This window comes from Micromonospora parastrephiae, assembly GCF_016802865.1.
Lineage (GTDB): Bacteria > Actinomycetota > Actinomycetes > Mycobacteriales > Micromonosporaceae > Micromonospora > Micromonospora parastrephiae.
Genome location: NZ_JAEVHM010000089.1, coordinates 1 through 23,381 on the forward strand (window position 1 = coordinate 1; position 23,381 = coordinate 23,381).

A 23,381-nucleotide genomic window follows, 5' to 3' on the forward strand; every position below is an offset into this window, starting at 1 on the left:
GCTGCTGGAAAGCGGCTCGGATCCCCTGTTGAGCTGAGCGCCGTCGAGCATTACGACGACATGTCGAAGCGCTTGGACGACTTCATCGAGCTACGCAACCCGGCGGCGGTGGCGGCGACGGCGAGGAAGAGCACCCAGGCGGTGGTGAACGCCGGTCGGTTCAGCGCGTGCAGCGCGCCGAGCACCTCGACGACGAGCACCGCGTACGCTCCCGTGAGCAGGACGGCGCGTACCGCGGCGAGTCGCAGCGGGGCCATCGCGCCGACCCCGCGCGGCCTCGTCGCGACGGTGAGCAGGAGCACCGAGGCGGCGGGAACCGCCGCGAGCAGGGAGCCGGCAGCCGACATGGCCGGAAGTAAACACCATCCGCCTGAGCCCGCCACGCCGACCGCCCGACGATGGCGGCCAGCGTCGAGCTGACCAGCCAGGCTAGGCTATGCCCGACGTGTTGTCGCCACCGTGGAGATTCCCGTGAAGCTCTCGATCCTCATGCCGGTCTACAACGAGGAAGAACGCATCGCGGATGCCCTCAAGCAGGCATTGGCGGTGGACTATCCCTGCGAGATCGAGCTTGTCGTGGTCGACGACGGCAGCCGGGACGGCACCGGTGAGATCCTCGGTCGCGCCGACGACGCTCGTCTGCGGGTCATCACCCACCAGCGCAACGCCGGCAAGGGCGCGGCCATCAAGACCGCGGTGGACAGCGCCGAGGGCGACTACATGGTCATCCTCGACGCCGACCTGGAGTACGACCCGCAGGACATCCCCAAGCTGCTCGACCCGGTGCTCGACGGGCGGGCCACGGTGGTCTACGGCAATCGCACCTTCGGCAGCCACAGCGCCTACAGTTTCTGGTACGTGATGGGCAACAAGGGCGTCACGATGGCGGCCAATGTGCTGTTCAACTCGTACATCGGTGATCTGGAGACCTGTTTCAAGCTGATGCCGGTGGCGCTGTACCGGTCGCTGGGGGTGCGCTCGCGCGGCTTCGGCATGGAGGCCGAGGTGACCGGCAAGCTGCTGCGCCGCCGGATCCGCCCGTACGAGGTGCCGATCAGCTACCGGGCACGCGGCCGGGAAGAGGGCAAGAAGATCACCTGGAAGGACGGCGTCGAGGCGATCTGGATCCTCGGTCGCGAACGCGCCCGCCGCCGTCCCGCCGTGTCATCGTCGAACTGATCCGAGGAACGCGTCCAGCGAGCGTCGCAGACCCTCGGCGTCCAGGCCGTGCCACCGGGCGTGGTCGGCCGGATCGCCGTACCGTCGAAGGTCGGCCCGGCCCACGCCGAGGGTGAGCAGCCGGTGCGGCACATCCGCGAGGGCGCGGCCGACGACCGCGCTCGACGTTCCCGCGAGGTACGGCTCGACCAGCACCACGTCCGTCCCGGCGAGCGCGCGCAGCCCGGCCGCGTCGAACGGTCGGGGCGTGTGGGTGTACGCGACCGTCACGTCCAGCCCTTCGACCGCCGCCAGGGTGGGATCGAGCATCGGTCCGACGGCCACCACGAGGGGCGCGCCCGCCCCGCCCCGCCGCAGCACCCGCAGCCGGTCGGCGTCCGGGTACGCCTGGGCGTTGCGCTGCTCGCCGAGCCGTAGGTAGACCGGGTCGTCGGTGGTCGCGGCGGCACGGAGCAGCGGTGCCACCTCGTCCGGGTGGCCGGGCACCCGCACCGTCCAACCGCCGACGAGGGTGTCGAAGAGCGCCACGTCCCCGGGCGACTGGTGGGTCCGGCCCTCCCGCGACCCGTCGTACGACGCGCCGATGCTGACCAGCACCGCGCCCACACCCTGGTGGTCCAGATCCAGCTTGATCTGTTCGTACGTCCGGTCCACCAGGAACGTCGCGTACGAGTGCGCGATCGGGCGCAACCCGGTCAGGGCGAGCCCGCCGGCCACGCCGATCATCAGTTGTTCCCGGATACCGACGTTGAGCACCCGCTCCGGGTGCCGGGTGTTGGCCGGTGCGAACTGGCTGGCCGAGATGTCGGCCAGCACGAGGGCGGTGCGGGGGTCGTCGTCGAGCAGGGCGGTGGTGGCGTCGATGAAAGCGGCACGCATGGCGGTCATCCCTTGTTCTTGACGTGGGCGACGACGAGGTGTGGCCGTCCCGGCCGGTGCCCGGTCAGCGCCGCGTACAGGTCGGCGTGGTCCCGGCCGTCGACGGTGTCGGCGGTCCAGCCGTTCACGGTGAACCGGCCGGCGATGCCGCCCGCCCAGCCGTGGGTGGCCGACGCGTTGTCGACCACGATCGCGGTGAGGTTCGCCAGGCCGGTCGCGCCGGCGTACGCGATCGCCTCGTGGTTGGATCCCTCGTCCAGCTCGGCGTCGCCGAGCAGCACGTACACCCGGGGTTTGAGCAGGCCCTGGGCCCGCAGCCCGAGCGCGGTGCCGACGCCCAAACCGAGCCCGTGGCCGAGTGAGCCGGAACCGATCTCGACTCCCGGCACCAGCAGCCGGTCCGGGTGGTGGCCGAGTCGGCTCTCCGGCCCGGCGAGGTCGTCGAGCCAGTCGTCCGGGATGAAACCGTGCGCGGCGAGCACCGCGTAGTAGGCGGCCGGCCCGTGCCCCTTGGAGAGCAGGAACCGGTCGCGCTCCGGATCGTCGGCGGTGTCCGGGGTGATCCGGAGCACCCGGTCGTAGAGCACCTGGAGTACGTCGATGGTGGAGTGGGCGCTGGGCGCGTGCTTCTCGTCGCCGCTCAGCCGGCGGATCAGCCCGGCGAGCACTGCCCTGCTGTCGGTGGTGACTGTGGTGGTCATGCCACTACCCTGTGACTTGAAGTGCACTTGAACTCAAGGACCGGGTGATGACGGATCTGTTGACGATCGGCGAGCTGTCCGTCCGCTCGGGCGTGGCGCCATCCGCGCTGCGCTACTACGAGCGGCTCGGACTGATCCGCGCCGACCGTACCGGCGGAAACCAGCGCCGCTACGCCCGCGCCGAGCTGCGGCGGGTCGCCTTCATCCGGATCTCCCAGCAGGTCGGCGTCTCGCTGGACGAGATCCGTGCCGCGCTGGAGTCACTGCCCGGGGGCCGCACGCCCAGCCCGCAGGACTGGGAGCGGCTCTCCGCCAGCTGGCGGGGCCGGCTGGACGAGAGGATCCGGCTGCTCACCAAGCTCCGGGACGACCTGGACGGCTGTATCGGCTGCGGCTGCCTGTCCCTGCAACGTTGCACGCTCAACAACCCCGAGGACGCCCTCGCCGGCGAGGGGCCGGGAGCGCGCCTGATGCTTCCCCGGCCGGCGTCACCCGAGGATGAGTAGCACCTTGCCGAAGTGATCGTTCGACTCCACCAGCCGGTGGGCGTCCGCCGCCTCGGTCATCGGTAGTCGCCGGTCCACCACCGGGCGGACCGTGCCGGCCTCGACCAACGGCCACACCTCGTCGCGTACGCCCCGGACGATCTCCGCCTTCTCGGCCAGCGGTCGGGAACGCAACGCGGTCGCCGCGACACTCGCCCGCTTGGTCAGCAACGCGCCGAGATCCAGCTCGGCCTTGCGCCCGCCCTGCATCCCGATCACCACGAGCCGGCCGTTGGTGGCCAGTGAGGTGACGTTGCGGCCCAGGTAGGAGGCACCCATGATGTCGAGGATCACGTCCGCGCCGTGGCCGTCGGTGGCCCGCCGGACCTCCTCGACGAAGTCCTGCTCCCGGTAGTCGATCGTCACCGCCGCGCCCAGGTCGCGCAGCCGCGGGTGCTTGGCCGCCCGGGCGGTGGCCAGGACCGTCGCCCCGAGCGCCGCCCCGAACTGAACCGCGAACGTGCCGATCCCGCTGCCCCCGCCATGCACCAGCAGCGTGTCACCCGAGCCGAGCCGGCCCACGCCGACCACGTTCGACCAGACCGTGCAGGCCACCTCCGGCAGCGCCGCGGCGTCGACCAGGTCGACGCCCGCCGGCACCGGCAGCAACTGCCCGGCGGGGACGGCGACCCTCTCGGCGTACCCGCCACCGGCCAGCAGCGCGCACACCTCCTGCCCGACGGCCCACCCGGTCACCTCCGGCCCGACCGCGCTGATCACCCCGGAGCACTCCATCCCGGGATACTCCGGCGCGCCCGGCGGCGGCGGGTAGTGCCCCTGCCGTTGCAGCAGGTCCGCGCGGTTGACCCCGGCGGCCCGCACGTCCACCACCACCTCACCGGTGCCGGGCTCCGGATCGGGCACCTCGGCCCAGACCAACGCGTCGGGACCACCGGGCTGCGGAATCGTGATGGCTCGCATGGCCTCAGTCATACCCGATGCCGCCGCCGGCCGCAGGCGCACCCTCCAGGCCACTGTGGACCCGTCCGGGCCCACGGCCGCAGCGCGTTTTCGGGGAGGGACGCCGGGCCTGCCGCGCGGAGCCGTGGCAGACTAGGCACGGCCGTGCACCCGAGGGTGACGGTCCGGGAGGGTTCGCCTAGTGGCCGATGGCGCTGGTCTTGAAAACCGGTAAGGCAGCGATGTCTTCGTGGGTTCGAATCCCACACCCTCCGCCCTTCTGGACAACAGCAGAAGCGCCCCTGACCAGCGCGAACGCTGGGCGGGGGCGCTCCTGTAAATGCGCGGCCTCGATCCGCTTCCGTGCCGCCTCGTCCTGACCGTTGGTCAGGACCCCGCAGCCACCCACCCCGCTCACAGTCGGGCGATCACCACCTCCGCCGCTTGAGCGATGAGGGCGTCGTCGTAGCTGGCGTCCTTCTCGTCGCGGCTGGACAGCACCGCGAGGACGATCGGCGCGCGGTCCGGCGGCCAGATCACCGCGATGTCGTTGCGGGTGCCGTACCCGCCGGCACCGGTCTTGTCCCCGACGACCCAGCCGTCCGGGACACCGGCGCGAATGAGCGCGCCGCCGGTGGTGTTGCCCCGCAGCCAGCCGTTGAGGATGTCGCGGTCCGCCGGCACGAGGGCGTCGCCGACGGCGTACGCCCGCAGGTCGTCGGCCAGGGACTGAGCAGTGCTGGTGTCCCGCTTGTCACCGGGCGTCGCCTCGTTGAGGTCGGTCTCGTAGCGGGCCGCGTCGGTGATCTTGTCACCGACCTCCTGCAGTTCCTTCTCGAACCGCTGCGGTCCGCCGAGGTGGCGCAACAGCAGGTTGCCGGCGGTGTTGTCGCTGTACCGGACGGCGGCGTCGGCGAGGGCGCGCAGCGTCATGCCCTCGGCGACGTGCTGCTCGGTGATCGGCGAGTAGGTCACCAGGTCGCTCGCCGAGTACCGCACCACCCGGTCCAGCTCGGCGTCGGTGGTCTCGTCGAGGACCTCGGCGGCGGCCAGCGCCTTGTAGGTCGAGGCGTACGCGAACCGCTCGTCGGCCCGGTACCGCACCGTCCGACCCGTACCGGTGTCGATCGCGTAGACGCCCAGCCGGGCGTCGAACGTCTCCTCCAGCCGTTGGAACTCCCGGTTGGCGGCGGGCGAAGCCGTGAACGTCACCGCGCGCTCCTCCATGCTCACCTCAGCCGCGTCAGCGGTGCCGCATGCGGCCAAGGGAATGAGGGTCGACGCCGCGGTCACGGCCGTCGCCAGACGTAGGGGCGAAAATGCCATCATTCACTCCTTCTCTGTGTCGTTGGCCCGACCACCGACAGCGCACCGGCCGGGCAGGAGTCGACCCTGACAGGGGCCCGGCGTATCTGTCGAAGACAGAAGCGGGCACCTTCATGCCGATCCGGCATGGGCGCCGCCGGCGCTGCCCGCGCTGTCCGGGTCGACGGGACTACCCCCACCAGGGTGGGGCGCCAGCCCGCAGGTGGTCGTGCAGGGTGCGCGCGACCTGCGCCATCGTCGCCTCACTGCCGGGTTGCTGCACGGCGGGTACGCGGGACTCAGTGAGAGCTGCGATCGCATACGACTGCCCGTCGGTGTGGTCCACGACGCCCACCTCGTGGCGCAGGTGCAGCAACGTGCCGGTCTTCGACGACCAGCGCGAGGCGTCGGAGGTGAAGTCGGGCGCGAGCCGCTGGCGGAGCACATTGTCAGCCATGAGCTCGCGTACCCGCGCTGCGCTGGTCGGCTGGATCGCCGACGGTCGCCAGATGGCGTGCAACAGGTCGACGAAGGCCCGCGCCGACCCTGCGTTGGCGCGGGTGACGTCGAGTTGGGTGACCGAATGGCCCCTTCCTGGCGTCGCCGCGCCGATGGCCAGGGAATGAGCCAGATGCGCGTCGTCGGGGCCGAGGCGTTCCGCCGGCGTGTCGGTCAGGTCGCTGATCCGGTGCCGTACGGCGATGCCCTCGATGCCGAGGCGCCGCAGCTCGGCAGCGACGGCGGCAGGCGGCGTCAGGTCGAACAGAGCGTCGGCTGCGACGCCGTCGCTGATCGACGTGCTCAGGTAGAGCAGATCGCCCAGGGCGATCCGCGCGGGGTGGCGGAAGCGGCTCAGTCCGGTCGGCCCGGGTGTGGTGATGCCGCCGGGTGCGACATCGACCGGCATCGCCGGGTCGAGTTCGCCGCGAGCCACCCGTTCGAGAGTGGCCACCGCCAACGGCACCTTGACCAGCGAGGCGACGGGATGCTCGAGGTCGGCGTCGAAGCCGATCTCCTCCCCCGAGTCGAGGTTGCGGACGAGGAACGAGCCGTGCAGTCCTGCCTCGTCGAGCATCTTGCGGGCAGCGCGCACCACGACGGACACGCTCATGACGCCCCTTCCTGCTGTTCCGTCCCGGTTGTCGGGTCTTCGTCGGACGTCCGGCCGTTGCTGGGCACGCCCAGACATCGGGCGATGGCCGGGCCGAGGATCGCGCGCAGTCGGTGGGCGTCGTCGCGTGCTCCGGCCGAAAGGTCGTAACCCCGAGCCAACGGTTCTCCGGCCAGCGGGCCCCAGTGCAGCCCGAACTCCTCGGCCTGTCTCAGGGAGCACAGCAGCAGGTCGGGAGAGCTGAGAGCCTCGGCGGCGGCGTCGATGAGCGACCGGGTGGTCACCACCTGGGCCGGTTGTAGCCCGACCGACTGACCGAGCCGGGTCAACGGGTCGCGCACGTGGGGTACGTCGTCCTCGGGTTGGATCAGGATGCGGCGTCGTGTGCGTGTGGTCCGGCCGGGGCGGAGGGTTTCCAGGAACAGGGTCGGTGCGGGGAAGGGGACCCGGCCGGCCAGGCCGAGCGGCACCCGCCAGGCCGCGTCCCCCGGGGGCACCGGGACGATGCCCGCGCGGACCTCCAAGGTCCGGCAGAGCCTGGCACGTTCCTCCGGGCCGGCTGGCAGTACTTCCAGGTGGATCTGGCGTCGATGCCCTTCGGCCACGACGGCCGCGAGATGGCGTGCGGCGCAGGTGTCGGGCACGGCGAGCCGGAACGGGCTTCGCCGTGCCCGCTCGGCGTCGTGCGCCAGGGCATCGGCGAGGTCGATGAGACGCCGTGCTGTGGGCAGCATGTCCCGCCCGAACGGAGTCAGCCTGACCGCCCGGGACGATCGGTCGAACAGTTGGGCGCCGAAGTGCTCCTCCAGGGCGGCGACGCGGCGGCTGGCGACCGACTGAGGGATGCCTGCGGCAACAGCCCCCGCGGTGAAGCTGCCGTGACCACTGACCGCTACGAAAGCCCGGCATGCGGCGACGACATCCATCTCCTCAACCTATCGCGATCTTGCATACAGCCAGCCGGCGGGCGGGTCCGGCAACGTGCTGAACTGAGGTTCCCCGGTTCCCTCCGCTCCGGCGTTGCCGCGTTCGCGCTCATGAGCGGGTCTCGATCATCGCGTCTATGATCCGCTGACAACATGACCGGGACGGAGGAACGTACGTGATCAGGGCGATCTTCTTCGATGTCGGCGGGACGATCCTCGACGAGTCCCGCGAGTTCGCGGCCTGGGCGGACTGGCTCGGCGTTCCACGCCACACGTTCTCGGCGGTCTTCGGGGCCGTGATCGCCCGGGGTCTGGACTACCGGGAGACGTTCCGGGCCTTCCGACCCGACTTCGACCTCACCGCCGAGCTTGAGCGCCGGGCAGTCGCCGGCAAGCCGGAGCTGTTCGGCGAAGAGGATCTCTATCCGGACGCGCGGGCGTGCCTGACCTCCTTGAAGGAGCAGGGCCTGTTCGTGGGCCTGGCCGGCAACCAGCCAGCTCGTGCGGAGGCGATCCTGCGGGCTCTCGACCTCTCCGTGGACGTGATCGGCACGTCGGACGGTTGGGGCGTGGCGAAGCCGTCACGGGGCTTCTTCGAGCAGGTCATCCGCGAAGGCGGCGGCGACGCGTCGTCGATCCTGTACGTCGGCGATCGCCCCGACAACGACGCCGGCCCGGCCATGGAGGCCGGCATGAAGACGTGCCTCATCCGGCGCGGTCCGTGGGGTCACATCCTCGACATCCCCGCGGTGTCCGAGCGGTGCCTGTTCCGCATCGACTCGCTGGACGAACTCCCGAGCCTGGTCGCGAAGCACAACGCGGCAAGCGGCTAGCTCGCCGCCAGGCCGAGGGTCAACATCCCGCACCGAGCCGCGCCGGGTCAACGCGGCGGGTCTGCGTCCCGCCTGTCCTCGCGGATCACCTCGTCGGCGAGGCGTTCGATCGCGCGCCGACGCTCCTCGGCAAGCGCCTGCTCGTCCGGCTTGCGGAGCGCACTGAAGGCAGCGACCAGGAAATCCCGCCAGACCCGTGCCAAGATTTCCCCCTGTGGAACGTTGCAGGCTGACCACGATAACGCTCCTCGGCTGACTGCGGACACCGAGGCTTCCGGTCTTCTCACGGTCCTGAAGGGGGTATGAAGGGGCAGGTATCTCCGCACACCGGAAGGACGCGTACCGATGACCCTGGAACGACCGATTGCCCCCGACCCGTACGAGCTGCTGCCGACGGTGCCTTCGTTCGCGCTGACCAGCGACGACGTGCAGAACGGCGAGCCGATGGACGCCCGGCACGCGCACGGCAGCACCGGTGGTGAGAACGTCTCCCCGCAGCTGACCTGGTCGGACTTTCCCGCCGAGACCAAGAGCTTCACGGTGACCTGTTACGACCCCGACGCGCCGACCGGCAGCGGTTTCTGGCACTGGGTGCTGGTGAACGTGCCGGTCGGTGTCACCCAGTTGCCCAGTGGTGCGGGCGGCGCGGCGGGCACCGACCTTGGTGGGGCGTTCTCGGTCCGCAACGACTACGGCGAGCAGGGATACGGCGGTGCGGCGCCGCCGCCCGGTGACCGCCCGCACCGGTACGTCTTCGCGGTGCACGCCCTGGACGTGGACCGCCTGGACCTGACCCCGGACGCCAGCCCTGCCTACGTCGGCTTCAACCTGACCTTCCACACCCTGGCCCGAGCGGTGATCCGCCCGACGTACCAGATCAAGGAATGACCCGTACCCCGCGATCTTGCACCTCCGCTCGAGAAGGGCGAGTGCAAGATCGCGGGGGTGTGCGGTCAGGCGGGAACTCGGGCCACGGCGAAGACGGACTGGCCGAACGGGGGGCGGATGCGCTGTTCGGCGGCCTTGGTGGCGGGGAGGACGAGGGTGTCGTACACCTTGACCATCGGGCCCTCCTTCGGCATCAGGCGGAAGACCTTGGTGGCCATGAAGTAGCCGATCAGCCCCAGCGCGTTCGCGTAGTGGATCTTCTCGACCGTCAGGCCGGCCTCGGTCATCGCCGCCTGGAGCGTCTTCTTCGTGTAGCGGCGGACGTGCCCGGTGGCGATGTCGGCCGGGCTCATCGCGAACTCGAACGCCGGCACGATGATGATGACGGCGCCGCCGGGGCGGACCAGGTCGCGCATGCTGCGCAGCGCGCCGACGTGGTCCTCGATGTGCTCCAGCACGTTGTACGAGACCGCGGCGCTGTAGTGACCCCGGTCGTCGTGCGGCAGCAGCATCTGCCGGACATCGATGCTCGGCTGGTCGGCGAGGCGTTCCTTGAGCTGCACCAGCCGGTCCGGGTCGGCCTCCGTCGCGGTGAACCGGGGCAGCCGCTGTGACCATTCCAGCGCGTAGTCACCGAGACCGCTGCCGATCTCGATCGGGTCGTCGCCGAGGTACGGCACTGCCAGTTCGACGAACCAGCGACGGTGGTTGACAGCTGTCGCCAGGCCCTCCAGCACCTCGGACTGGACGCGCTGATCCCCAGTGATTTCTGCCATGCGTCGATTCCTCACGATATGAACCCGACCCGTGCCTGGACCGACAGAGTGAATCATCCACTGGGACGGCAGAAGAATCGGGGCATCGGGGTTGCCGAATTGTGGTCGGGGGGGTGGGCACGTGATCGGCGGGCGGCGAACCCGACACATAGTACGGCAGTACCCCGAAACATGTCACGGCCGTGCCACACGCTGGCTACCCTACGAATTGTCATGACTACTCCTGAACCGGACGCGCCCGGCGACGGTCCGGCTGCGCCCGGAGACGGCCCGGCAGTGCCCGGTGACCGCTCGGCCGTGCCCGGCGACCGCCCGCGCTCGGGGGCGGCGGTGGAGGGGGCTGACGGTGGCGGTCCGTTGCGCCGCAACGGGAAGCGGACCGACCTGGTGGCGGTGCTGAGCTTCGTGGCGCTGGGCTTCTGGGTCACCGGGCGACTCTGGTTGGACCCGGGCGGCGGATTGCGAGACAACCGCTCCGACCAGTCGCAGTTCGAATGGATGATGGCGCACGGTGCTCGGGTCGTGACGCATTTTGCCTACCCGTTCCATTCGGACCGGATGAACGTCCCGGACGGCGTGAATCTCATGGCTAATACGTCCGTATTATCCATTTCACTGCCAATGACGCCGATCACCCTGCTTCTGGGGCCACGCGCGAGTTTCCTGGCCTTTCTCACCCTCGGAATGATTGCCACCGCCACCGCCTGGTACTTCCTGCTGTCCCGGGTCCTGATCGGTGCCCGCGGGCCGGCCTGGCTGGGCGCCGGCTTCTGCGCGTTCGCGCCGGCCATGGTGTCGCACGCCAATGGGCACCCGAACATCGTGTCGCAGTTCGTCGTCCCCTTGATCATTTGGCGCACGCTGCGTCTCGGCGAACCGGGCCGCTGGCTCGTCAACGGCATCCTGCTCGCACTCGTGATCGTCTGGCAGGCGTTCCTCAACCTGGAGATCCTGCTGATGACCGCGATCGGTCTCGGTGTGGTCGTGGGCGTCCTCGCCCTCGGCCGCCCGGCCCTGCGGTCCCGGTCCCGGCCGTTCCTCGCCGGCCTGGCCGTCGCCGCTGGGCTGTCGGGCGTGCTGCTGGCGTACCCGCTGTACGTGCAGTTCTTCGGCCCGGGCGCGTACTCCGGGCTCTCCAGCCTGATCCGCGGCTACTCCAGCGACCTGGCCTCGTTCGTCGCGTACTCCCGGGAGTCGCTCGCCGGCAGCCCGCGCACCGCGGCGGGCCTGGCCAAGAACCCGACCGAGGAGAACAGCTTCTTCGGCTGGGCGCTGCTGGTGCTGGTGATCGCCCTGGTCTGGTGGATGCGCCGATCGATCGTGGTGCTCGCGTTGGGCGCGCTCGGGCTGCTCTTCACGGTGCTGTCCCTGGGCCGAGAGGTCCGCTTCGACGATCGGGGCACCGGGGTGCCGGGGCCCTGGGCGGCCCTGGAGAACCTGCCGATCCTGCACTCGGTGGTGCCGACCCGGTGGGCGTTGGCGATCACTCCGATCATCGGAGTGCTGCTCGCGTACGGCGCCGAGCGCGCCCGTGAGCTGGCCCGCTCGTACCCGGCCGCCCGGCCGCAGGTCCGCTTCGCCACCGCCACCGTCCTCACGATGGCCCTGCTGCCGATCCTGCCCACCCCGCTGCCCGTGGTCGACCTCGACCCGGTCCCCACCTTCGTGACCAGCGGGGCGTGGCGGCCCTACGTGACCGGTGGGCGCAGCGTGGTGAGCCTGCCGCTGCCGGACACCACCTACGCGGAGCCGCTGCGCTGGTCCGCGGTGACCCGGCTGGACATGCCACTGGCCCGGGGCTACTTCCTCGGTCCGGACACCCGGCCGAACGCGAAGCCGCCGAAGGTCGCGCTGTTCGGTGCGACTCCCCGCCCCACCAGCAGCTTCTTCGCCACCATTCGGCGCACCGGGGCGGTGCCGCCGATCACCCCGCAGAGCCGGGTCAAGGCGGTCGACGACCTGCGCTACTGGCGGGCCGGGGTGGTCATCCTCGGGCCGCACGAGCACGAGGCGGCGCTACGTCGGGGGATGACCGAGCTGACCGGGATCCAGCCGGTCTTCACCGGCGGTGTGTGGGTGTGGGACGCGCGGCCGTTGACCGACTGATCGGGGCTCAGCCCTGGCGGACGCAGCAGCCCTGGCACACCTTCGGGCTGGGCAGCGTGAACGCGAGACAGCAGGTGCGTCGTTGCACGCTCGGTTCGCCGGTCGGCCCCGGCACCAACTCGACGAGGTCGGCCAGGTCGAGAGCGCCGAGCAGGGTGTCGATGCTCTGCACCGTCGAGCCGGGCAGCCCGTCCGCGGCACGCAGGATGCCGTGCGCGATGCCGGAGGCCACCGATCCGAGCAGCGTCCGGGTGCCCACCCGGACCTCCGCCTGGATCGCCGTGATCAGCGGGGCCAGGTGGGCGTCGAGCAGGGAGGCCCGCAACGCGGCCAGCAGCTCCGCCTCGTCGGCCACGACACGGACCTCGGGCAGGCCGGCGAGCGCCAGCGGGTCGCTCGGCAGGACCGCCACGGCGGTGCTGCGACGCAGACCCAGGGTGAGCAGCGGACGGTGGTCCTCGAAGTGGATCAGCACATCGGACGGGTCGAGCAGTGGCACCCGGCGGGCCGAGGCCCAGCCGAGCACGACCGGAAGCGCCGTCCAGTAGCTGTACGACTTCCAGGCCAGCGCCGCGCAGGCGTGCGGGGTGCCGCCCCAGCGGACGGCGGCGGCGCGCAGAAGCTCCGGCAGGCGACTGCCGTCGATGAGGGTGGTGGCGGGCGACCAGCCGAACTCGTCGTCGACCAGCAGGCCCCGGGCGAGCCCGGGAAGATCATCGGTGCCGAACATGGAGCGCAGAGCCGCAGTGACGGGGGCGAGTGGCGTGGCGGTCGCGTCCCGCCTCGGCATCACCGCTGTCACCTGAGTCGTCCCCCGTCCGAGCGACCGAGGAGTGTGCCCCGGCGGACGACCAGTGCCGTCCTGAGCTAAGGCTAGCCTAACCACGTCCGCCGGTCTAAGGGAAGCCTCACCTGGGTCGGATCGGGAGGTCCAGGTCACCCCATGACCTGCGCGCACGGCGTACTACCCGTCGACGGCGCCGGAAAACGCGGGAGGATCGGCGGCCGTCGGTGGAGCAGCCCGGCCACCAGCGCCCGCTCGGGCTGGTCGGTGCAGTCCGCCACGTCGCCGGTGGCTCCCGCAGTTCGGTCAGCCGCGGCCCGCCACTCTCCCCAGCCGGCGAGCAGCTCCGCGCGGCGGCCGGGGCGCAGCCGGGGCATGCCCCCGACGGCCCCCGTCCGTGCCCGCCCACCGCTGGTACCAGTGCCGGGCGGTCGGCTCGTCGCCGAGGTGGTCGGCGATCCGACAGCGCAGCTCCGCGACGGTCGGCGCGTCGGGCCCGTCCGCCCCGACGCGGTGGGCCAGGTCGTCCAGGAGGGACCGGGTCTGGTCCAGCCCCACCCGGGGGGTACCGAGCAGCGCCTCCACGGCGTAGCGCTGCAGGCGCAGCAGCAGCGGGGCCTCGTCGTCGGTGAGCAACTCGGGCCGGTAGTCGGCGGCGGCCCGGCACCGGCGCACCGGCTCGACCAGCCGCCACCGCTCGCCGTGCAGCAGGTACGCCTCGATCAGCGCGAACCGGGCGTCCAGAGCGGACCGGAGGTCACCGGCCGCGTCGGCCCGCTCGGCGAGCCGTTCGAGGGCCAACAGCCGGTCCGGCCCGTCGGGCAGGTCCCGTGCGTCGGCGAGCGCGCTCACCAGCGCCGGATCGCGGTGCACGACCAGTCGTCGGGTCGGGTCCGGCGTGCCGGGCTCGTCCGCCCGGAAGGTGCGGTGGCCGGTGAAGTCGTCCCGGCCGGTCACGCCGGCACCGCGCCGGGCAACCGACCGACGGCCACGGCGAGTTGGCAGCCGGCCGAGATGCCACAGTCGAGTAGCTGGTCGAGCTGGTGCGGGGTCACCCCACGCTCCAGGTCGGTGATCACCTCGCCGTAGACCCGCGCCCGGCCCCCGTCGTCGACGTGCACGAACGCCTTGGGCCAGAGCCGGTCGTGGTTCCACGAGTTGCAGAACGCGTACAGGTCCGGTACCCGTTCGATGCCGAAGGTGGGCGTGACCATCGTGCGGACCTGGAGCAGTTCGCCGTCCCCGCCGAGGCGCAGGAACCAAATCAGGTTGTCGTCGAAGCGGCCCACCAGCTCACCGTTCACCGCCCGACCGACCGGCCGGCCGCGGGCGGCGAGCACCGCGGCGACCAGTTCGCCGGTCAGCGGACGCAACACGTCGGGGTGCCCGGCCAGCGGATCGTCCGGACCGTCCTCGTATCCCGGCGACGCCATCGGGCATCCCTTCTGAGGCGGATATCACGACCGGCGGCGCGGTCCGTGCTGCGACGCGCGGACACGACCCGGAAAAGCGGCGATCTGCCGGGTCCCGCCGTTACCGTGACTCTATGGCGGGCCGTACCTCTCAGGCGAGCCGGCGACGCGGCGCGTCGCCGCGCGGTGGCACCAACAGCCGTGCCCGTCAACCGGCGAAGAAGACCCGGGCACCGGTCCGGCGGCGCACCACGCCCGCCGGGCCGGGACCGGCGGTCTACGTCGGCCGCGCGGTCGGTGCACTGTGGATGGGGCTGGCGCACGGCATGGGCTGGGCGGTGCGGGCCGCCGGCCGGCAGGCCGCCTCGGCCCGTGACCTCGACCCCGAGCACCGCCGCGACGGCGCCGGGCTGCTGCTGTTCGGGTTGGCCCTGCTCAGCGCCGTGGCGCTGTGGTTCTCCGGTGCGGGCCCGGTGGGCGCGCGGCTGGCCGACACGATCCGGCTGTTCCTGGGCGCGATCTCGGTGGTCGTACCGGTGCTGCTGATGATCGGGGCGTGGCGGCTGATGCGCGAGCCGGCCGATCCGGAGCACCGGGGCCGCGGGTTGATCGGCTGGGGCTCGCTGCTGGTGTCGACCGCCGCGCTGCTCCAGATCGGCCAGGATCCGACGACCACGGTGCAGCGTGACTACGCCGGCGGTCTGGTCGGCGCGGGTGTCGGCGGGCTGCTGGAGCGGGCGGTCACCGCCTGGGTCGCCGTGCCGTTGCTGATCCTGCTGCTCCTTTTCGGCCTGCTCGTGGTCACCGCGACACCCATCAACAAGATCCCCGAGCGGCTGGGCCTGCTCGCCGGTGGGCTGGTCGCGCCGCCGGATGCCGCCGAGGAGTCGGACGAGCCGGCGGCCCGGCCGGCGCGCAAGCGACCGGCCAAGCGGATGCCGCCCCCGTTGGACCCGGACGACTTCGACGACCTGGAGGGCGCCGACCTCCAGGAGACCATGGTCCTGCCGCGCAAGGCGCCGGCGAAGGTGCCGGCCAGCCGCAAGCCCGCCGAGCCGCCGGAGCATTCGCCCGCGCCGACCCGTGCCGAGCAGCTCGCGCTGACCGGGCTTGCCGGCGACTACACGCTGCCGCCGGCCAACATGCTCAGCGCCGGGGCCGCCGCGAAGACCCGCAGCAAGGCCAACGACGAGGTGATCGCCGCGCTCACCGGCGTGTTCGACCAGTTCGACGTGGACGCCGCGGTCACCGGCTTCACCCGTGGCCCGACGGTCACCCGCTACGAGGTGGAGCTGGGGCACGGCGTCAAGGTCGAACGGATCACGCAGCTGTCCCGCAACATCGCGTACGCGGTGAAGTCGCCGGACGTGCGCATTCTCAGCCCGATCCCGGGCAAGAGCGCGGTCGGCGTGGAGATCCCCAACGCCGACCCGGAAAATGTCGCGCTCGGCGACGTGCTGCGCTCGCGGGCGGCGACCAGCGACCACCATCCGATGGTGGTGGCGCTCGGCAAGGACATCGAGGGTGGCTACGTGGTGGCCAACCTCGCCAAGATGCCGCACATCCTGATCGCCGGCGCCACCGGCGCGGGCAAGTCGTCGTGCCTCAACACGCTGCTGGTGTCCATCCTCACCCGGGCCACCCCGGACGAGGTGCGGCTGCTGCTGATCGACCCGAAGCGGGTCGAGATGACCGGCTACGAGGGCATCCCGCACCTGGTCACCCCGATCGTGACGAACGCCAAGAAGGCGGCCGACTCGCTGGACTGGGTGGTCCGCGAGATGGACATGCGCTACGACGATCTCGCCGCCAACGGCGTCCGGCACATCGACGACTTCAACCGCAAGGTGCGCAACGGCGAGATCAAGGCCCCGCCGGGCAGCGAACGGGAGATGCGTCCGTACCCGTACCTGCTGGTGATCGTGGACGAGCTGGCGGACCTGATGATGGTGGCGCCGCGCGACGTGGAGGACTCGGTCGTCCGGATCACGCAGCTGGCCCGGGCGGCCGGCATCCATCTGGTGCTGGCCACCCAGCGCCCCTCGGTCGACGTGGTGACCGGCCTGATCAAGGCGAACGTGCCGTCGCGGTTGGCGTTCGCGACCTCGTCGCTGGCCGACTCGCGGGTCATCCTGGACCAGCCGGGCGCGGAGAAGCTGCTCGGTCGCGGTGACGGGCTCTTCCTGCCGATGGGCGCGTCGAAGCCGGTGCGCATCCAGGGTGCCTGGGTCACCGAGCGCGAGATCGCCGACGTGGTGAAGTTCTGCAAGGACCAGCGCGAGCCGGAGTTCCGCCCGGACGTGCTGGCCCCCGCGCAGGAGAGCAAGAAGAAGATCGACGAGGACATCGGTGACGACCTCGACCTGCTGGTGCAGGCGGTGGAGCTGGTGGTCACCTCGCAGTTCGGCTCCACCTCGATGCTCCAGCGCAAGCTGCGGGTCGGTTTCGCCAAGGCGGGTCGTCTGATGGACCTGATGGAGACCCGCGGGGTGGTCGGCCCGTCGGAGGGTTCGAAGGCGCGCGACGTGCTGGTCAAGCCGGACGAGCTGGAGGAGGTCCTGGTCGGCCTGCGCGGCGACGGGGACTGAGCCGGACGGGTACGAACGGGACCCGGAGTGCGACAACGGGCCCGCCGGCAGCCGGCGGGCCCGTTGTCGGAACGTGGTCAGTTGTTGATCAGCGCGCCGATGATCACCAGGCTGATGATCGCGGCGACCACGCTGGCCGCGGCGGCGTACCAGCCCAGCGGCTTGTCACCCAGCACCGCGCCGACGATGCCCGCGATGACGCCGAGCACGCCGAAGATGATCGGGTTGAGCAGCAGGGCGAGGACCGCGAAGACGAAGCCCACGATGGTGAGGATCCGGGCAGCGTTGCTGCGCGGGCGGGCGGTGGTTGGTACGTCGGCCATGTCTGCCTCCGGTGTGAGAGCCTGTCGTGACGAATCGATCACTACCCATTGTGGGCGCTGGTCACGCATGTCTCCTAGTGGAAGATCTTCAGGCCGACGACGCCCGCGACCACGAGCAGCAGGCAGAGGATCCGGGGCAGGCTCGCCGACTCGCCGAGCGCCAGCATCCCGACGACGGCGGTGCCGACCGCGCCGATGCCGACCCAGACCGCGTACCCGGTGCCGACCGGGATCTCCCGCAGCGCGTACGCCAGCCCGGCCATGCTCAGCACCAGGGTCACCACGAACACCAGGGACGGGACCAGCCGGCTGAAGCCGCCGCTGCGGTCCAGGGCGATCGCCCAGGCCGTCTCCAGCAGTCCCGAGATCACCAGTACGAGCCATGCCATCGTCGTCCACCTCCGCGCGCTGCCCGGCCTGCCGGCAGGGACGATTCGAGTCTGACCGCTGGCGGGGCGGCACGGGCCCCGGGGGTGCGTGACGCGCGGTGACCCGGGCCGCCCCCGTATTGACCTACACCTCGCTTCAACTTGCAGTATGACCGTCATGACCCTGCTCTACGCCGACCCCGAGGTCGCCGCCGTGCTGGACGCCGCCACCACGGTCGACGCCATGCGCGACGCCCTGCTGGCCGCGTACGACGGGCGGCTGGTCGCCCCGCCCCGGGCCGCCGCCCCGCTGGCCGGCGGGCGGATGGTGCTCACCGCCGGGCACCTGGTCGGCGAGTGGTACGGCTTCCGCTCCTACGACACCTTCGGCCACCCGCGGGCCGAGCAGCTGGTCGTGCTGCACGACGCCGGCACCGGGGCGGTCCGGGCGGTCGCCGTGGGCGAGGAGCTGGGCTCCCGGCGTACCGGAGGGCTGGGCGCTGTCGCCGTCGACGCGCTGGCCCGGCCCGACGCGGCGACCCTCGCGGTGATCGGCTCCGGCCGGCAGGCATGGACCCAGGTGTGGGCGACCGCCGCGGTCCGCCCCCTGCGCGAGGTGGTGGTGCACAGCCGCTCCGCCGCCCGGCGGGACGCCTTCGCCGCCCGCGTCCGCGCCGAGCTGGGCGTACCGGCGCGCGCGGTTGCCGACCCGGGCGCGGCCGTGGCGGGCCGGGACATCGTGGTGCTCGCCACCACCAGCCCGACCCCGGTGCTCCGCGCCGCCGACCTGCGCCCCGGCACGCACGTCAACGCGGTCGGCTTCAAACAGAGCGATCGCAGCGAGTTCGGCACCGACCTGCTGGACGTCGCCGAGGTGCTGGTCACCGACTCGCCCGCCCAGGCGGCGGACTACCGACCTGCGATGCTCGCGGCCACCACCCCGTACGCCGGCCGGTTGCGTGACCTGGGCGGCGTGCTGGCCGGCGCGGTCCCCGGCCGGACCACGGCGGACCAGATTTCCCTCTTCTGCTCCACCGGCCTGGCCGGCACCGAGGTCTTCCTGCTCGACCGGCTGACGAAGGTGGCCGCCGCGACGCGCTGACCGCCGCCCGGGGTGCGCTGGTACGCGTGCGTGGGCCTCCCAGGCCGGCCCGGTACCCTCGGATGGTGTCTGCCACCTCCCCTGATGACAACGCCGAGGGCCGTCGCGTCGCCCTGCTGACCCTGGGCTGTGCCCGCAACGAGGTCGACTCGGAGGAGCTGGCCGCCCGGCTGCACGCCGACGGCTGGCAGGTGACCACCGACGGCGAGGGCGCCGACGTGGTGGTCGTCAACACCTGCGGCTTCGTGGAGAAGGCCAAGCAGGACTCCATCCAGACCCTGCTCGCCGCCGCCGGGACCGGCGCCAAGGTGGTCGCGGCGGGCTGCATGGCCGAGCGGTACGGCCGGGAGCTGGCCGACAGCCTGCCCGAGGCGCAGGCGGTGCTGAGCTTCGACGACTACCCGGACATCGCCGCCCGGTTGAACGCGGTCGTCGCCGGTGAGCAGGTCACCGCGCACACCCCTCGGGACCGGCGTGAGCTGCTGCCGCTGACCCCGGTGCAGCGGCGCGACACCGGTGTGTCGCTGCCCGGGCACGGCACCGTGACCCGCGCCGCCGTCGACACCGACGAGCACACCCCGGCGCACCTGCGCCAGGTGCTGCGCCACCGCCTGGACACCGGCCCGGTGGCCTCGCTGAAGCTGGCCAGCGGCTGCGACCGTCGCTGCGCCTTCTGCGCGATCCCCGCGTTCCGGGGTGCGTTCGTCTCGCGTACGCCGGACGAGCTGCTCGCCGAGGCGGAGTGGCTGGCCAAGACCGGCGTACGGGAGCTGGTGCTGGTCAGCGAGAACTCCACCTCGTACGGCAAGGACCTGGGCGACCCCCGGGCGTTGGAGAAGCTGCTGCCGCAGCTCGCCGCGGTGACCGGCATCGTCCGGGTGCGGGTGAGCTACCTCCAGCCGGCCGAGACCCGGCCCGGGCTGGTCGCGGCGATCGCCGGTACGCCGGGCGTGGCCCCGTACTTCGACCTGTCGTTCCAGCACTCCAGCGAGCCGGTGCTGCGCCGGATGCGCCGTTTCGGCTCCACCGACCGGTTCCTGGAGCTGCTGGCCAGTGCCCGTGAGTTGGCACCGGAGGCGGGTGCTCGGAGCAACTTCATCGTCGGCTTCCCCGGCGAGACCCGCGCGGACGTCGACGAGCTGGTCCGGTTCCTGACCGAGGCCCGGCTGGACGCGATCGGCATGTTCGACTACAGCGACGAGGACGGCACCGAGGCCGCCGGGCTGCCCGGCAAGGTCTCCGCCGCGACCATCAAGCGGCGCTACGACCGGCTCAGCGCGCTCGCCGACGAGCTGTGCTCGCAGCGGGCCGAGGACCGGCTCGGCTCGACCGTCGAGGTGTTGGTCGACTCGATCGCCGACGGTGTGGTGGAGGGCCGGGCGGCGCACCAGGCGCCGGAGGTGGACGGTTCCACCACCCTGGTCGCGCCGGTCGAGGGCGGGGTCGACCTGGCCGCGCTGCGCCCGGGTGACCTGGTGCGTGCCACGGTGACCGGCACCGAAGGGGTGGACCTGCTCGCCGTGCCGGATGAGATGATCTCGGCGGCGCCCGGCGCGGCACGGTGACGGCGGGCCCGAACGGAGCGGGGGAGCCAGGTGGTGTGGTCCCGGGAACGCCACGGCGGTCCGAGCGGAGCGAGGCGGTGACCGGGGCGACGGAGTCGACGCCGGCCCGGGTGGTCGCGCGGGTGCCCGTGCTCAACGCCGCCAACGCGTTGACCGCGTTGCGACTGGTGCTGGTGCCGGTCTTCGCCGCCTCGGTGGTCGTCTCCGGGATGACTCACGCCGGCTGGCGGATGGCGGCCTGCGTGATCTTCGCGGTGGCCTCGGCGACGGACCTGGTGGACGGGTGGATCGCCCGCCGGTTCGCTCTGGTCACCTCGGTCGGCAAGGTGGCCGACCCGATCGCCGACAAGGCGCTCACCGGCGCGGCCCTGCTGCTGCTCTCCTGGTACGACCGGCTGCCCTGGTGGGTGACCGTGTTGATCCTCGTCCGTGAGCTGGGCATCACCGGGGTGCGGTTCTGGGTGATCCGGCACGGCGTGATCGCCGCCAGCCGCGGCGGCAAGATCAAGACCGCGCTGCAGACCCTGGCCATCGCGTGGTACCTGTGGCCGATGCCGGCCGCCCTCGCCACGGTCGGCCCCTGGATCATGGCCGTCGCCGTCCTGGTGACCGTCGCGACGGGCTTCGACTACATTGTCCAAGCCCTCCGCCTCCGCCGCCCCCGCTGACCCCCTCCCTCCGCCACCCCTTCCGTTGATCATGAAGTTGTTGTCACCCGGTGCGGCGTGTCGCGCTGCTAACTTCATGATCGACGAGGTCGGGGCGGGAGGGTTGGGCGGTCGCGGGTGGGGAAGGACGGGTTGATGCAGAGGGATGCGGGTTCCGGGCCGGCGGCGGAAGGTGCGGCGCCGGTGGGTAGTCCGGCGGCGGGCGCCGTGCACAGCCTGTCGCAGCGGCACGAGACGTTGGCCACGGTCGAGTCGCTCACCGGCGGCATGCTCGCCGCGTCGATCGTGGAGATCGCCGGGGTCAGCGGGATCTACCGAGGGGGGCTGGTCGTCTACGCCACCGAACTGAAGGCCACGCTGGCCGGCGTACCGACCGACCTGCTGAAGGAACGAGGACCGGTGGACCGGGACGTCGCGGCGGCTCTCGCCGAGGGCGCCCGGCAGCGGTGCGGCGCCGACTGGGGGCTCGCCACCACCGGCGTCGCCGGCCCGGAGCCGCAGGACGGCAAGCCCGTCGGCCTGGTCTACGTCGCGGTCGCCGGCCCGAACGGCGGCGAGGTCCGCGAGCTCGATCTGGACGGTGGGCGGGACCACATCCGCTCGACCGCGGTGATCGAGGCGTTACGGCTGCTCACCGAGCGGATCCACGCCGACGACGCCGCTCGGGACGCGGCCGGCGCCGGGCGCCCGTGAGCCGTCGCGGGTCATCCGACGGGCGGGGCGGGATGTCGCGCCGGCCCGCACCGGGTACGGTTGCGGGAAGGCTCCGGCGCTCGGAGCCGGCGCGTCCGCCGCGGCCGGCTGCCGGACGCCGGGCGAGAAGTATCCCTCAGGGGGAGGTGCGATGGTCCTGCTACGCCGGGTAATCGGTGACGCACTGCGGGCGCGCCGGCAGGGGCAGCACCGCACCCTGCGCGAGGTGTCCACCGCGGCGAACGTCAGCCTCGGCTACCTCTCCGAGATCGAGCGGGGGCACAAGGAGCCGTCCAGCGAACTGCTGGCCGCCATCTGTGACGCGCTCGGAGCCCGCCTGTCCGAGCTGCTGCGCGAGGTGAGCGACACCGTGGCGCTCGCCGAGCAGATGCCCGGGGTGCTCGTCGACATGCAGGACGAGCCGATCGAGGCCACGCCCGTCGGCGCGGCGACCGCCGTGCGCAAGAGCACCAACCGGGGTGTGCGTCAGGTCACCTCCGATGGCAAGGTCGCCGTCTCGGTCCGCCACGAGTCGCCGCTCAAGGCCACGCTGCGCAGCACCCGCGTCCGCCCCACCGAGCGCGACCGGGACGTGGTCTGCGCCGCCTGAGCCCGTCCTCCCGTTGACCGTGGGCGAGCTGGCGCCAGCCGCGTAGGGTTGCCCGCAGGAGCTGCCGGTGCCGTCGACCGCCCGGTACGGATGCCGAGCTGGCGTTCGGCTGGGACGATGGAGACCGGCCGGGGCCGCGGTCGGCCGGCCCGTCCGGTCCGACCGCGGGTGGAGTGACGCTACTGAGGGGATACCGCGGAGATGGCGAACCCGTTCGTCAAGGGTTGGAACTATCTGATGGCGCTCTTCGGTGCCAAGATCGACGAGCACGCCGATCCCAAGGTGCAGATCCAACAGGCCATCGAGGACGCCCAGCGCCAGCACCAGGCGCTGGTGCAGCAGGCTGCCGCGGTGATCGGCAACCAGCGCCAGCTGGAGATGAAGCTGTCCCGGCAGATGTCCGAGGTCGAACGGTTGCAGGGCAACGCCCGGCAGGCCCTCGTGCTGGCCGACCAGGCCCGGGCCAAGGGTGACGAGGCCGAGGCCGGGCGCTTCGAGCAGTCCGCGCAGACGCTCGCCACCCAGCTCGTCTCCGCCGAGCAGGCCACCGAGGATCTCAAGACCCTGCACGACCAGGCGCTGGGCGCCGCCGCGCAGGCCCGCCAGGCGGTCGAGAACAACTCGATGATCCTCCAGCAGAGGCTCGCGGAGCGCACCAAGCTGCTCAGCCAGCTGGAGCAGGCCAAGATGCAGGAGACGGTGGCCCGCTCGCTGGAGTCGATGTCGTCGCTCACCGCGCCCGGCAACACCCCGTCGCTGGACGAGGTGCGGGACCGCATCGAGCGGCGGTACGCCAACGCGATGGGCCGCGCGGAGCTGGCCGGCAACTCGGTCGAGGGCCGCATGCTGGAGATCCAGAAGGCGACTATCGACTCGGCCGGCTCGGCCCGGCTGGAGCAGATCCGGTCCAGCATGGCCGGGGAACAGCTCGGCGGCGCTGCGCAGCGACCGGCCGTACCGCAGGCCGAGAAGGCCGCCGACCCCGCCGCCGCGGCCCGGCTGGACGAGCTGCGCGCCAGCATGGCCCGCGAGCGGGGCACCGGCGACCCGACCGCCGCCAGCTGAACGTCCGGTCCGAGGAGGTTTCCGGTGGCAGACGAGCGAGCCCGGTACTTCCGC

25 protein-coding genes, 1 tRNA gene and 1 pseudogene are annotated in these 23,381 nt (G+C 71.9%); 13 read left to right on the forward strand and 14 right to left on the reverse strand.

Translation table 11 applies throughout. The annotated features are described in order from the left end of the window. Window positions 1-50: 50 nt before the first annotated feature. On the reverse strand, window positions 51-347 hold the full coding sequence (locus tag JNW91_RS18210; protein WP_203176763.1) for a hypothetical protein: 297 nt from the start codon (window positions 345-347) through the stop codon (window positions 51-53). Between the two features lie 124 nt (window positions 348-471). Here JNW91_RS18210 and JNW91_RS18215 point away from each other — a divergent pair, with 124 nt between their 5' ends. Beyond that, window positions 472-1,179: a glycosyltransferase family 2 protein gene (locus JNW91_RS18215; RefSeq protein WP_139587811.1), complete on the forward strand. Its 708-nt coding sequence runs from the start codon at window positions 472-474 to the stop codon at window positions 1,177-1,179. On the opposite strand, the gene JNW91_RS18220 is transcribed toward JNW91_RS18215, so the two are convergent. Together JNW91_RS18220 and JNW91_RS18225 are read right to left on the reverse strand one after the other, a co-directional pair. Next, a complete protein-coding gene (locus JNW91_RS18220) occupies window positions 1,165-2,058 on the reverse strand; it encodes a transketolase family protein (RefSeq protein WP_203176784.1) in 894 nt (297 codons plus the stop codon). The two genes, JNW91_RS18215 and JNW91_RS18220, sit on opposite strands and share 15 nt — an antisense overlap. A gap of 5 nt (window positions 2,059-2,063) precedes the next feature. After that, window positions 2,064-2,759 (reverse strand): transketolase, encoded by a 696-nt coding sequence (locus JNW91_RS18225; protein ID WP_203176764.1) that lies wholly within the window; start codon window positions 2,757-2,759, stop codon window positions 2,064-2,066. 47 nt (window positions 2,760-2,806) lie between these two features. Here JNW91_RS18225 and soxR point away from each other — a divergent pair, with 47 nt between their 5' ends. After that, entirely contained in the window at window positions 2,807-3,265 is a 459-nt protein-coding gene (soxR, locus tag JNW91_RS18230; protein WP_203176765.1) for a redox-sensitive transcriptional activator SoxR, read from the forward strand. Here soxR and JNW91_RS18235 read toward each other — a convergent pair. Next, a complete protein-coding gene (locus tag JNW91_RS18235; RefSeq protein ID WP_203176766.1) occupies window positions 3,248-4,225 on the reverse strand; it encodes an NAD(P)H-quinone oxidoreductase in 978 nt (325 codons plus the stop codon). The two genes, soxR and JNW91_RS18235, sit on opposite strands and share 18 nt — an antisense overlap. Window positions 4,226-4,392: 167 nt before the next feature. Between JNW91_RS18235 and JNW91_RS18240 the strand changes: the two genes are divergently transcribed. After that, a tRNA-Ser gene (locus tag JNW91_RS18240) sits at window positions 4,393-4,479 on the forward strand. Window positions 4,480-4,618: 139 nt separating this feature from the next. Here the strand turns inward: JNW91_RS18240 and bla are convergent. The 3 genes from bla to JNW91_RS18255 all read right to left on the reverse strand — a co-directional run bounded on the left by bla (window position 4,619) and on the right by JNW91_RS18255 (window position 7,546). Further along, the gene (gene bla / locus JNW91_RS18245) at window positions 4,619-5,530 is read right to left on the reverse strand and encodes a class A beta-lactamase (RefSeq protein WP_203176767.1); all 912 of its coding nucleotides are present in this window, start codon (window positions 5,528-5,530) and stop codon (window positions 4,619-4,621) included. 169 nt (window positions 5,531-5,699) lie between these two features. Then, window positions 5,700-6,620: a serine hydrolase gene (locus JNW91_RS18250; protein ID WP_203176768.1), complete on the reverse strand. Its 921-nt coding sequence runs from the start codon at window positions 6,618-6,620 to the stop codon at window positions 5,700-5,702. Further along, window positions 6,617-7,546 (reverse strand): LysR family transcriptional regulator, encoded by a 930-nt coding sequence (locus JNW91_RS18255; protein WP_203176769.1) that lies wholly within the window; start codon window positions 7,544-7,546, stop codon window positions 6,617-6,619. Before JNW91_RS18255 ends, JNW91_RS18250 begins: the two co-directional genes overlap by 4 nt. 176 nt (window positions 7,547-7,722) lie before the next feature. Here JNW91_RS18255 and JNW91_RS18260 point away from each other — a divergent pair, with 176 nt between their 5' ends. Then, window positions 7,723-8,379 (forward strand): HAD family hydrolase, encoded by a 657-nt coding sequence (locus JNW91_RS18260; protein WP_203176770.1) that lies wholly within the window; start codon window positions 7,723-7,725, stop codon window positions 8,377-8,379. 47 nt (window positions 8,380-8,426) lie between these two features. Here JNW91_RS18260 and JNW91_RS18265 read toward each other — a convergent pair whose 3' ends face one another. Then, window positions 8,427-8,582: a hypothetical protein gene (locus JNW91_RS18265; RefSeq protein ID WP_203176771.1), complete on the reverse strand. Its 156-nt coding sequence runs from the start codon at window positions 8,580-8,582 to the stop codon at window positions 8,427-8,429. A 142-nt stretch (window positions 8,583-8,724) separates the two neighbouring features. Between JNW91_RS18265 and JNW91_RS18270 the strand changes: the two genes are divergently transcribed. Then, window positions 8,725-9,267: a YbhB/YbcL family Raf kinase inhibitor-like protein gene (locus tag JNW91_RS18270; protein WP_203176772.1), complete on the forward strand. Its 543-nt coding sequence runs from the start codon at window positions 8,725-8,727 to the stop codon at window positions 9,265-9,267. Between the two features lie 65 nt (window positions 9,268-9,332). On the opposite strand, the gene JNW91_RS18275 is transcribed toward JNW91_RS18270, so the two are convergent. Further along, window positions 9,333-10,043: a class I SAM-dependent methyltransferase gene (locus JNW91_RS18275; protein ID WP_203176773.1), complete on the reverse strand. Its 711-nt coding sequence runs from the start codon at window positions 10,041-10,043 to the stop codon at window positions 9,333-9,335. 387 nt (window positions 10,044-10,430) lie between these two features. Here JNW91_RS18275 and JNW91_RS18280 point away from each other — a divergent pair, with 387 nt between their 5' ends. After that, the gene (locus tag JNW91_RS18280; RefSeq protein WP_203176785.1) at window positions 10,431-12,149 is read left to right on the forward strand and encodes a hypothetical protein; all 1,719 of its coding nucleotides are present in this window, start codon (window positions 10,431-10,433) and stop codon (window positions 12,147-12,149) included. 7 nt (window positions 12,150-12,156) lie between these two features. Here the strand turns inward: JNW91_RS18280 and JNW91_RS18285 are convergent, their stop codons facing one another. From JNW91_RS18285 to JNW91_RS18295, 3 genes and pseudogenes are all read right to left on the reverse strand, one after another. Beyond that, the gene (locus JNW91_RS18285) at window positions 12,157-12,939 is read right to left on the reverse strand and encodes an IucA/IucC family C-terminal-domain containing protein (protein WP_203176774.1); all 783 of its coding nucleotides are present in this window, start codon (window positions 12,937-12,939) and stop codon (window positions 12,157-12,159) included. A gap of 224 nt (window positions 12,940-13,163) precedes the next feature. Beyond that, a pseudogene (locus JNW91_RS18290) lies at window positions 13,164-13,890 on the reverse strand (YbjN domain-containing protein); the annotation flags it as partial. Beyond that, on the reverse strand, window positions 13,887-14,366 hold the full coding sequence (locus JNW91_RS18295; RefSeq protein ID WP_203176776.1) for a type III secretion system chaperone family protein: 480 nt from the start codon (window positions 14,364-14,366) through the stop codon (window positions 13,887-13,889). The pseudogene JNW91_RS18290 and the gene JNW91_RS18295, both read right to left, overlap by 4 nt. Before the next feature lie 113 nt (window positions 14,367-14,479). Between JNW91_RS18295 and JNW91_RS18300 the strand changes: the two genes are divergently transcribed. Beyond that, on the forward strand, window positions 14,480-16,933 hold the full coding sequence (locus tag JNW91_RS18300) for a DNA translocase FtsK (RefSeq protein ID WP_203176777.1): 2,454 nt from the start codon (window positions 14,480-14,482) through the stop codon (window positions 16,931-16,933). A 77-nt stretch (window positions 16,934-17,010) separates the two neighbouring features. Here the strand turns inward: JNW91_RS18300 and JNW91_RS18305 are convergent, their stop codons facing one another. Then, window positions 17,011-17,256 carry a hypothetical protein gene (locus JNW91_RS18305; protein ID WP_151491463.1) on the reverse strand — a complete coding sequence of 82 codons (246 nt, stop codon included), beginning with the start codon at window positions 17,254-17,256 and terminating at the stop codon, window positions 17,011-17,013. A gap of 74 nt (window positions 17,257-17,330) precedes the next feature. Further along, window positions 17,331-17,645, reverse strand: a complete 315-nt coding sequence (gene sugE / locus JNW91_RS18310; RefSeq protein ID WP_203176778.1) for a quaternary ammonium compound efflux SMR transporter SugE — start codon at window positions 17,643-17,645, stop codon at window positions 17,331-17,333. Between the two features lie 157 nt (window positions 17,646-17,802). Between sugE and JNW91_RS18315 the strand changes: the two genes are divergently transcribed. The 6 genes from JNW91_RS18315 (at window position 17,803) to JNW91_RS18340 (ending at window position 23,327) form a co-directional block, all read left to right on the forward strand. Continuing rightward, window positions 17,803-18,726 carry an ornithine cyclodeaminase family protein gene (locus JNW91_RS18315; RefSeq protein WP_203176786.1) on the forward strand — a complete coding sequence of 308 codons (924 nt, stop codon included), beginning with the start codon at window positions 17,803-17,805 and terminating at the stop codon, window positions 18,724-18,726. 62 nt (window positions 18,727-18,788) lie between these two features. Beyond that, on the forward strand, window positions 18,789-20,291 hold the full coding sequence (gene rimO, locus JNW91_RS18320; protein ID WP_203176779.1) for a 30S ribosomal protein S12 methylthiotransferase RimO: 1,503 nt from the start codon (window positions 18,789-18,791) through the stop codon (window positions 20,289-20,291). A 77-nt stretch (window positions 20,292-20,368) separates the two neighbouring features. Beyond that, on the forward strand, window positions 20,369-20,959 hold the full coding sequence (gene pgsA, locus JNW91_RS18325; protein WP_203176780.1) for a CDP-diacylglycerol--glycerol-3-phosphate 3-phosphatidyltransferase: 591 nt from the start codon (window positions 20,369-20,371) through the stop codon (window positions 20,957-20,959). 135 nt (window positions 20,960-21,094) lie between these two features. Continuing rightward, a complete protein-coding gene (locus JNW91_RS18330) occupies window positions 21,095-21,652 on the forward strand; it encodes a CinA family protein (protein ID WP_203176781.1) in 558 nt (185 codons plus the stop codon). Between the two features lie 151 nt (window positions 21,653-21,803). Continuing rightward, window positions 21,804-22,262, forward strand: a complete 459-nt coding sequence (locus JNW91_RS18335; RefSeq protein ID WP_203176782.1) for a helix-turn-helix domain-containing protein — start codon at window positions 21,804-21,806, stop codon at window positions 22,260-22,262. 201 nt (window positions 22,263-22,463) lie between these two features. Beyond that, complete coding sequence (locus JNW91_RS18340) at window positions 22,464-23,327, forward strand: PspA/IM30 family protein (protein ID WP_203176783.1); 864 nt, start codon at window positions 22,464-22,466, stop codon at window positions 23,325-23,327. The last annotated feature ends 54 nt before the right edge of the window (window positions 23,328-23,381 follow it).

Excerpts from the sequence above, each read along its gene's own strand:
- JNW91_RS18210 (WP_203176763.1), bottom strand. The coding sequence starts at position 347 with ATGTCGGCTGCCGGCTCCCTGCTCGCGGCGGTTCCCGCCGCCTCGGTG.
- JNW91_RS18220 (WP_203176784.1), bottom strand. The coding sequence starts at position 2,058 with ATGCGTGCCGCTTTCATCGACGCCACCACCGCCCTGCTCGACGACGAC.
- JNW91_RS18225 (WP_203176764.1), bottom strand. The coding sequence starts at position 2,759 with ATGACCACCACAGTCACCACCGACAGCAGGGCAGTGCTCGCCGGGCTG.
- soxR (WP_203176765.1), top strand. The coding sequence starts at position 2,807 with ATGACGGATCTGTTGACGATCGGCGAGCTGTCCGTCCGCTCGGGCGTG.
- JNW91_RS18235 (WP_203176766.1), bottom strand. The coding sequence starts at position 4,225 with ATGCGAGCCATCACGATTCCGCAGCCCGGTGGTCCCGACGCGTTGGTC.
- bla (WP_203176767.1), bottom strand. The coding sequence starts at position 5,530 with ATGGCATTTTCGCCCCTACGTCTGGCGACGGCCGTGACCGCGGCGTCG.
- JNW91_RS18250 (WP_203176768.1), bottom strand. The coding sequence starts at position 6,620 with ATGAGCGTGTCCGTCGTGGTGCGCGCTGCCCGCAAGATGCTCGACGAG.
- JNW91_RS18255 (WP_203176769.1), bottom strand. The coding sequence starts at position 7,546 with ATGGATGTCGTCGCCGCATGCCGGGCTTTCGTAGCGGTCAGTGGTCAC.
- JNW91_RS18270 (WP_203176772.1), top strand. The coding sequence starts at position 8,725 with ATGACCCTGGAACGACCGATTGCCCCCGACCCGTACGAGCTGCTGCCG.
- JNW91_RS18275 (WP_203176773.1), bottom strand. The coding sequence starts at position 10,043 with ATGGCAGAAATCACTGGGGATCAGCGCGTCCAGTCCGAGGTGCTGGAG.
- JNW91_RS18285 (WP_203176774.1), bottom strand. The coding sequence starts at position 12,939 with ATGCCGAGGCGGGACGCGACCGCCACGCCACTCGCCCCCGTCACTGCG.
- JNW91_RS18295 (WP_203176776.1), bottom strand. The coding sequence starts at position 14,366 with ATGGCGTCGCCGGGATACGAGGACGGTCCGGACGATCCGCTGGCCGGG.
- JNW91_RS18300 (WP_203176777.1), top strand. The coding sequence starts at position 14,480 with ATGGCGGGCCGTACCTCTCAGGCGAGCCGGCGACGCGGCGCGTCGCCG.
- JNW91_RS18305 (WP_151491463.1), bottom strand. The coding sequence starts at position 17,256 with ATGGCCGACGTACCAACCACCGCCCGCCCGCGCAGCAACGCTGCCCGG.
- sugE (WP_203176778.1), bottom strand. The coding sequence starts at position 17,645 with ATGGCATGGCTCGTACTGGTGATCTCGGGACTGCTGGAGACGGCCTGG.
- JNW91_RS18315 (WP_203176786.1), top strand. The coding sequence starts at position 17,803 with ATGACCCTGCTCTACGCCGACCCCGAGGTCGCCGCCGTGCTGGACGCC.
- rimO (WP_203176779.1), top strand. The coding sequence starts at position 18,789 with ATGGTGTCTGCCACCTCCCCTGATGACAACGCCGAGGGCCGTCGCGTC.
- JNW91_RS18330 (WP_203176781.1), top strand. The coding sequence starts at position 21,095 with ATGCAGAGGGATGCGGGTTCCGGGCCGGCGGCGGAAGGTGCGGCGCCG.
- JNW91_RS18335 (WP_203176782.1), top strand. The coding sequence starts at position 21,804 with ATGGTCCTGCTACGCCGGGTAATCGGTGACGCACTGCGGGCGCGCCGG.
- JNW91_RS18340 (WP_203176783.1), top strand. The coding sequence starts at position 22,464 with ATGGCGAACCCGTTCGTCAAGGGTTGGAACTATCTGATGGCGCTCTTC.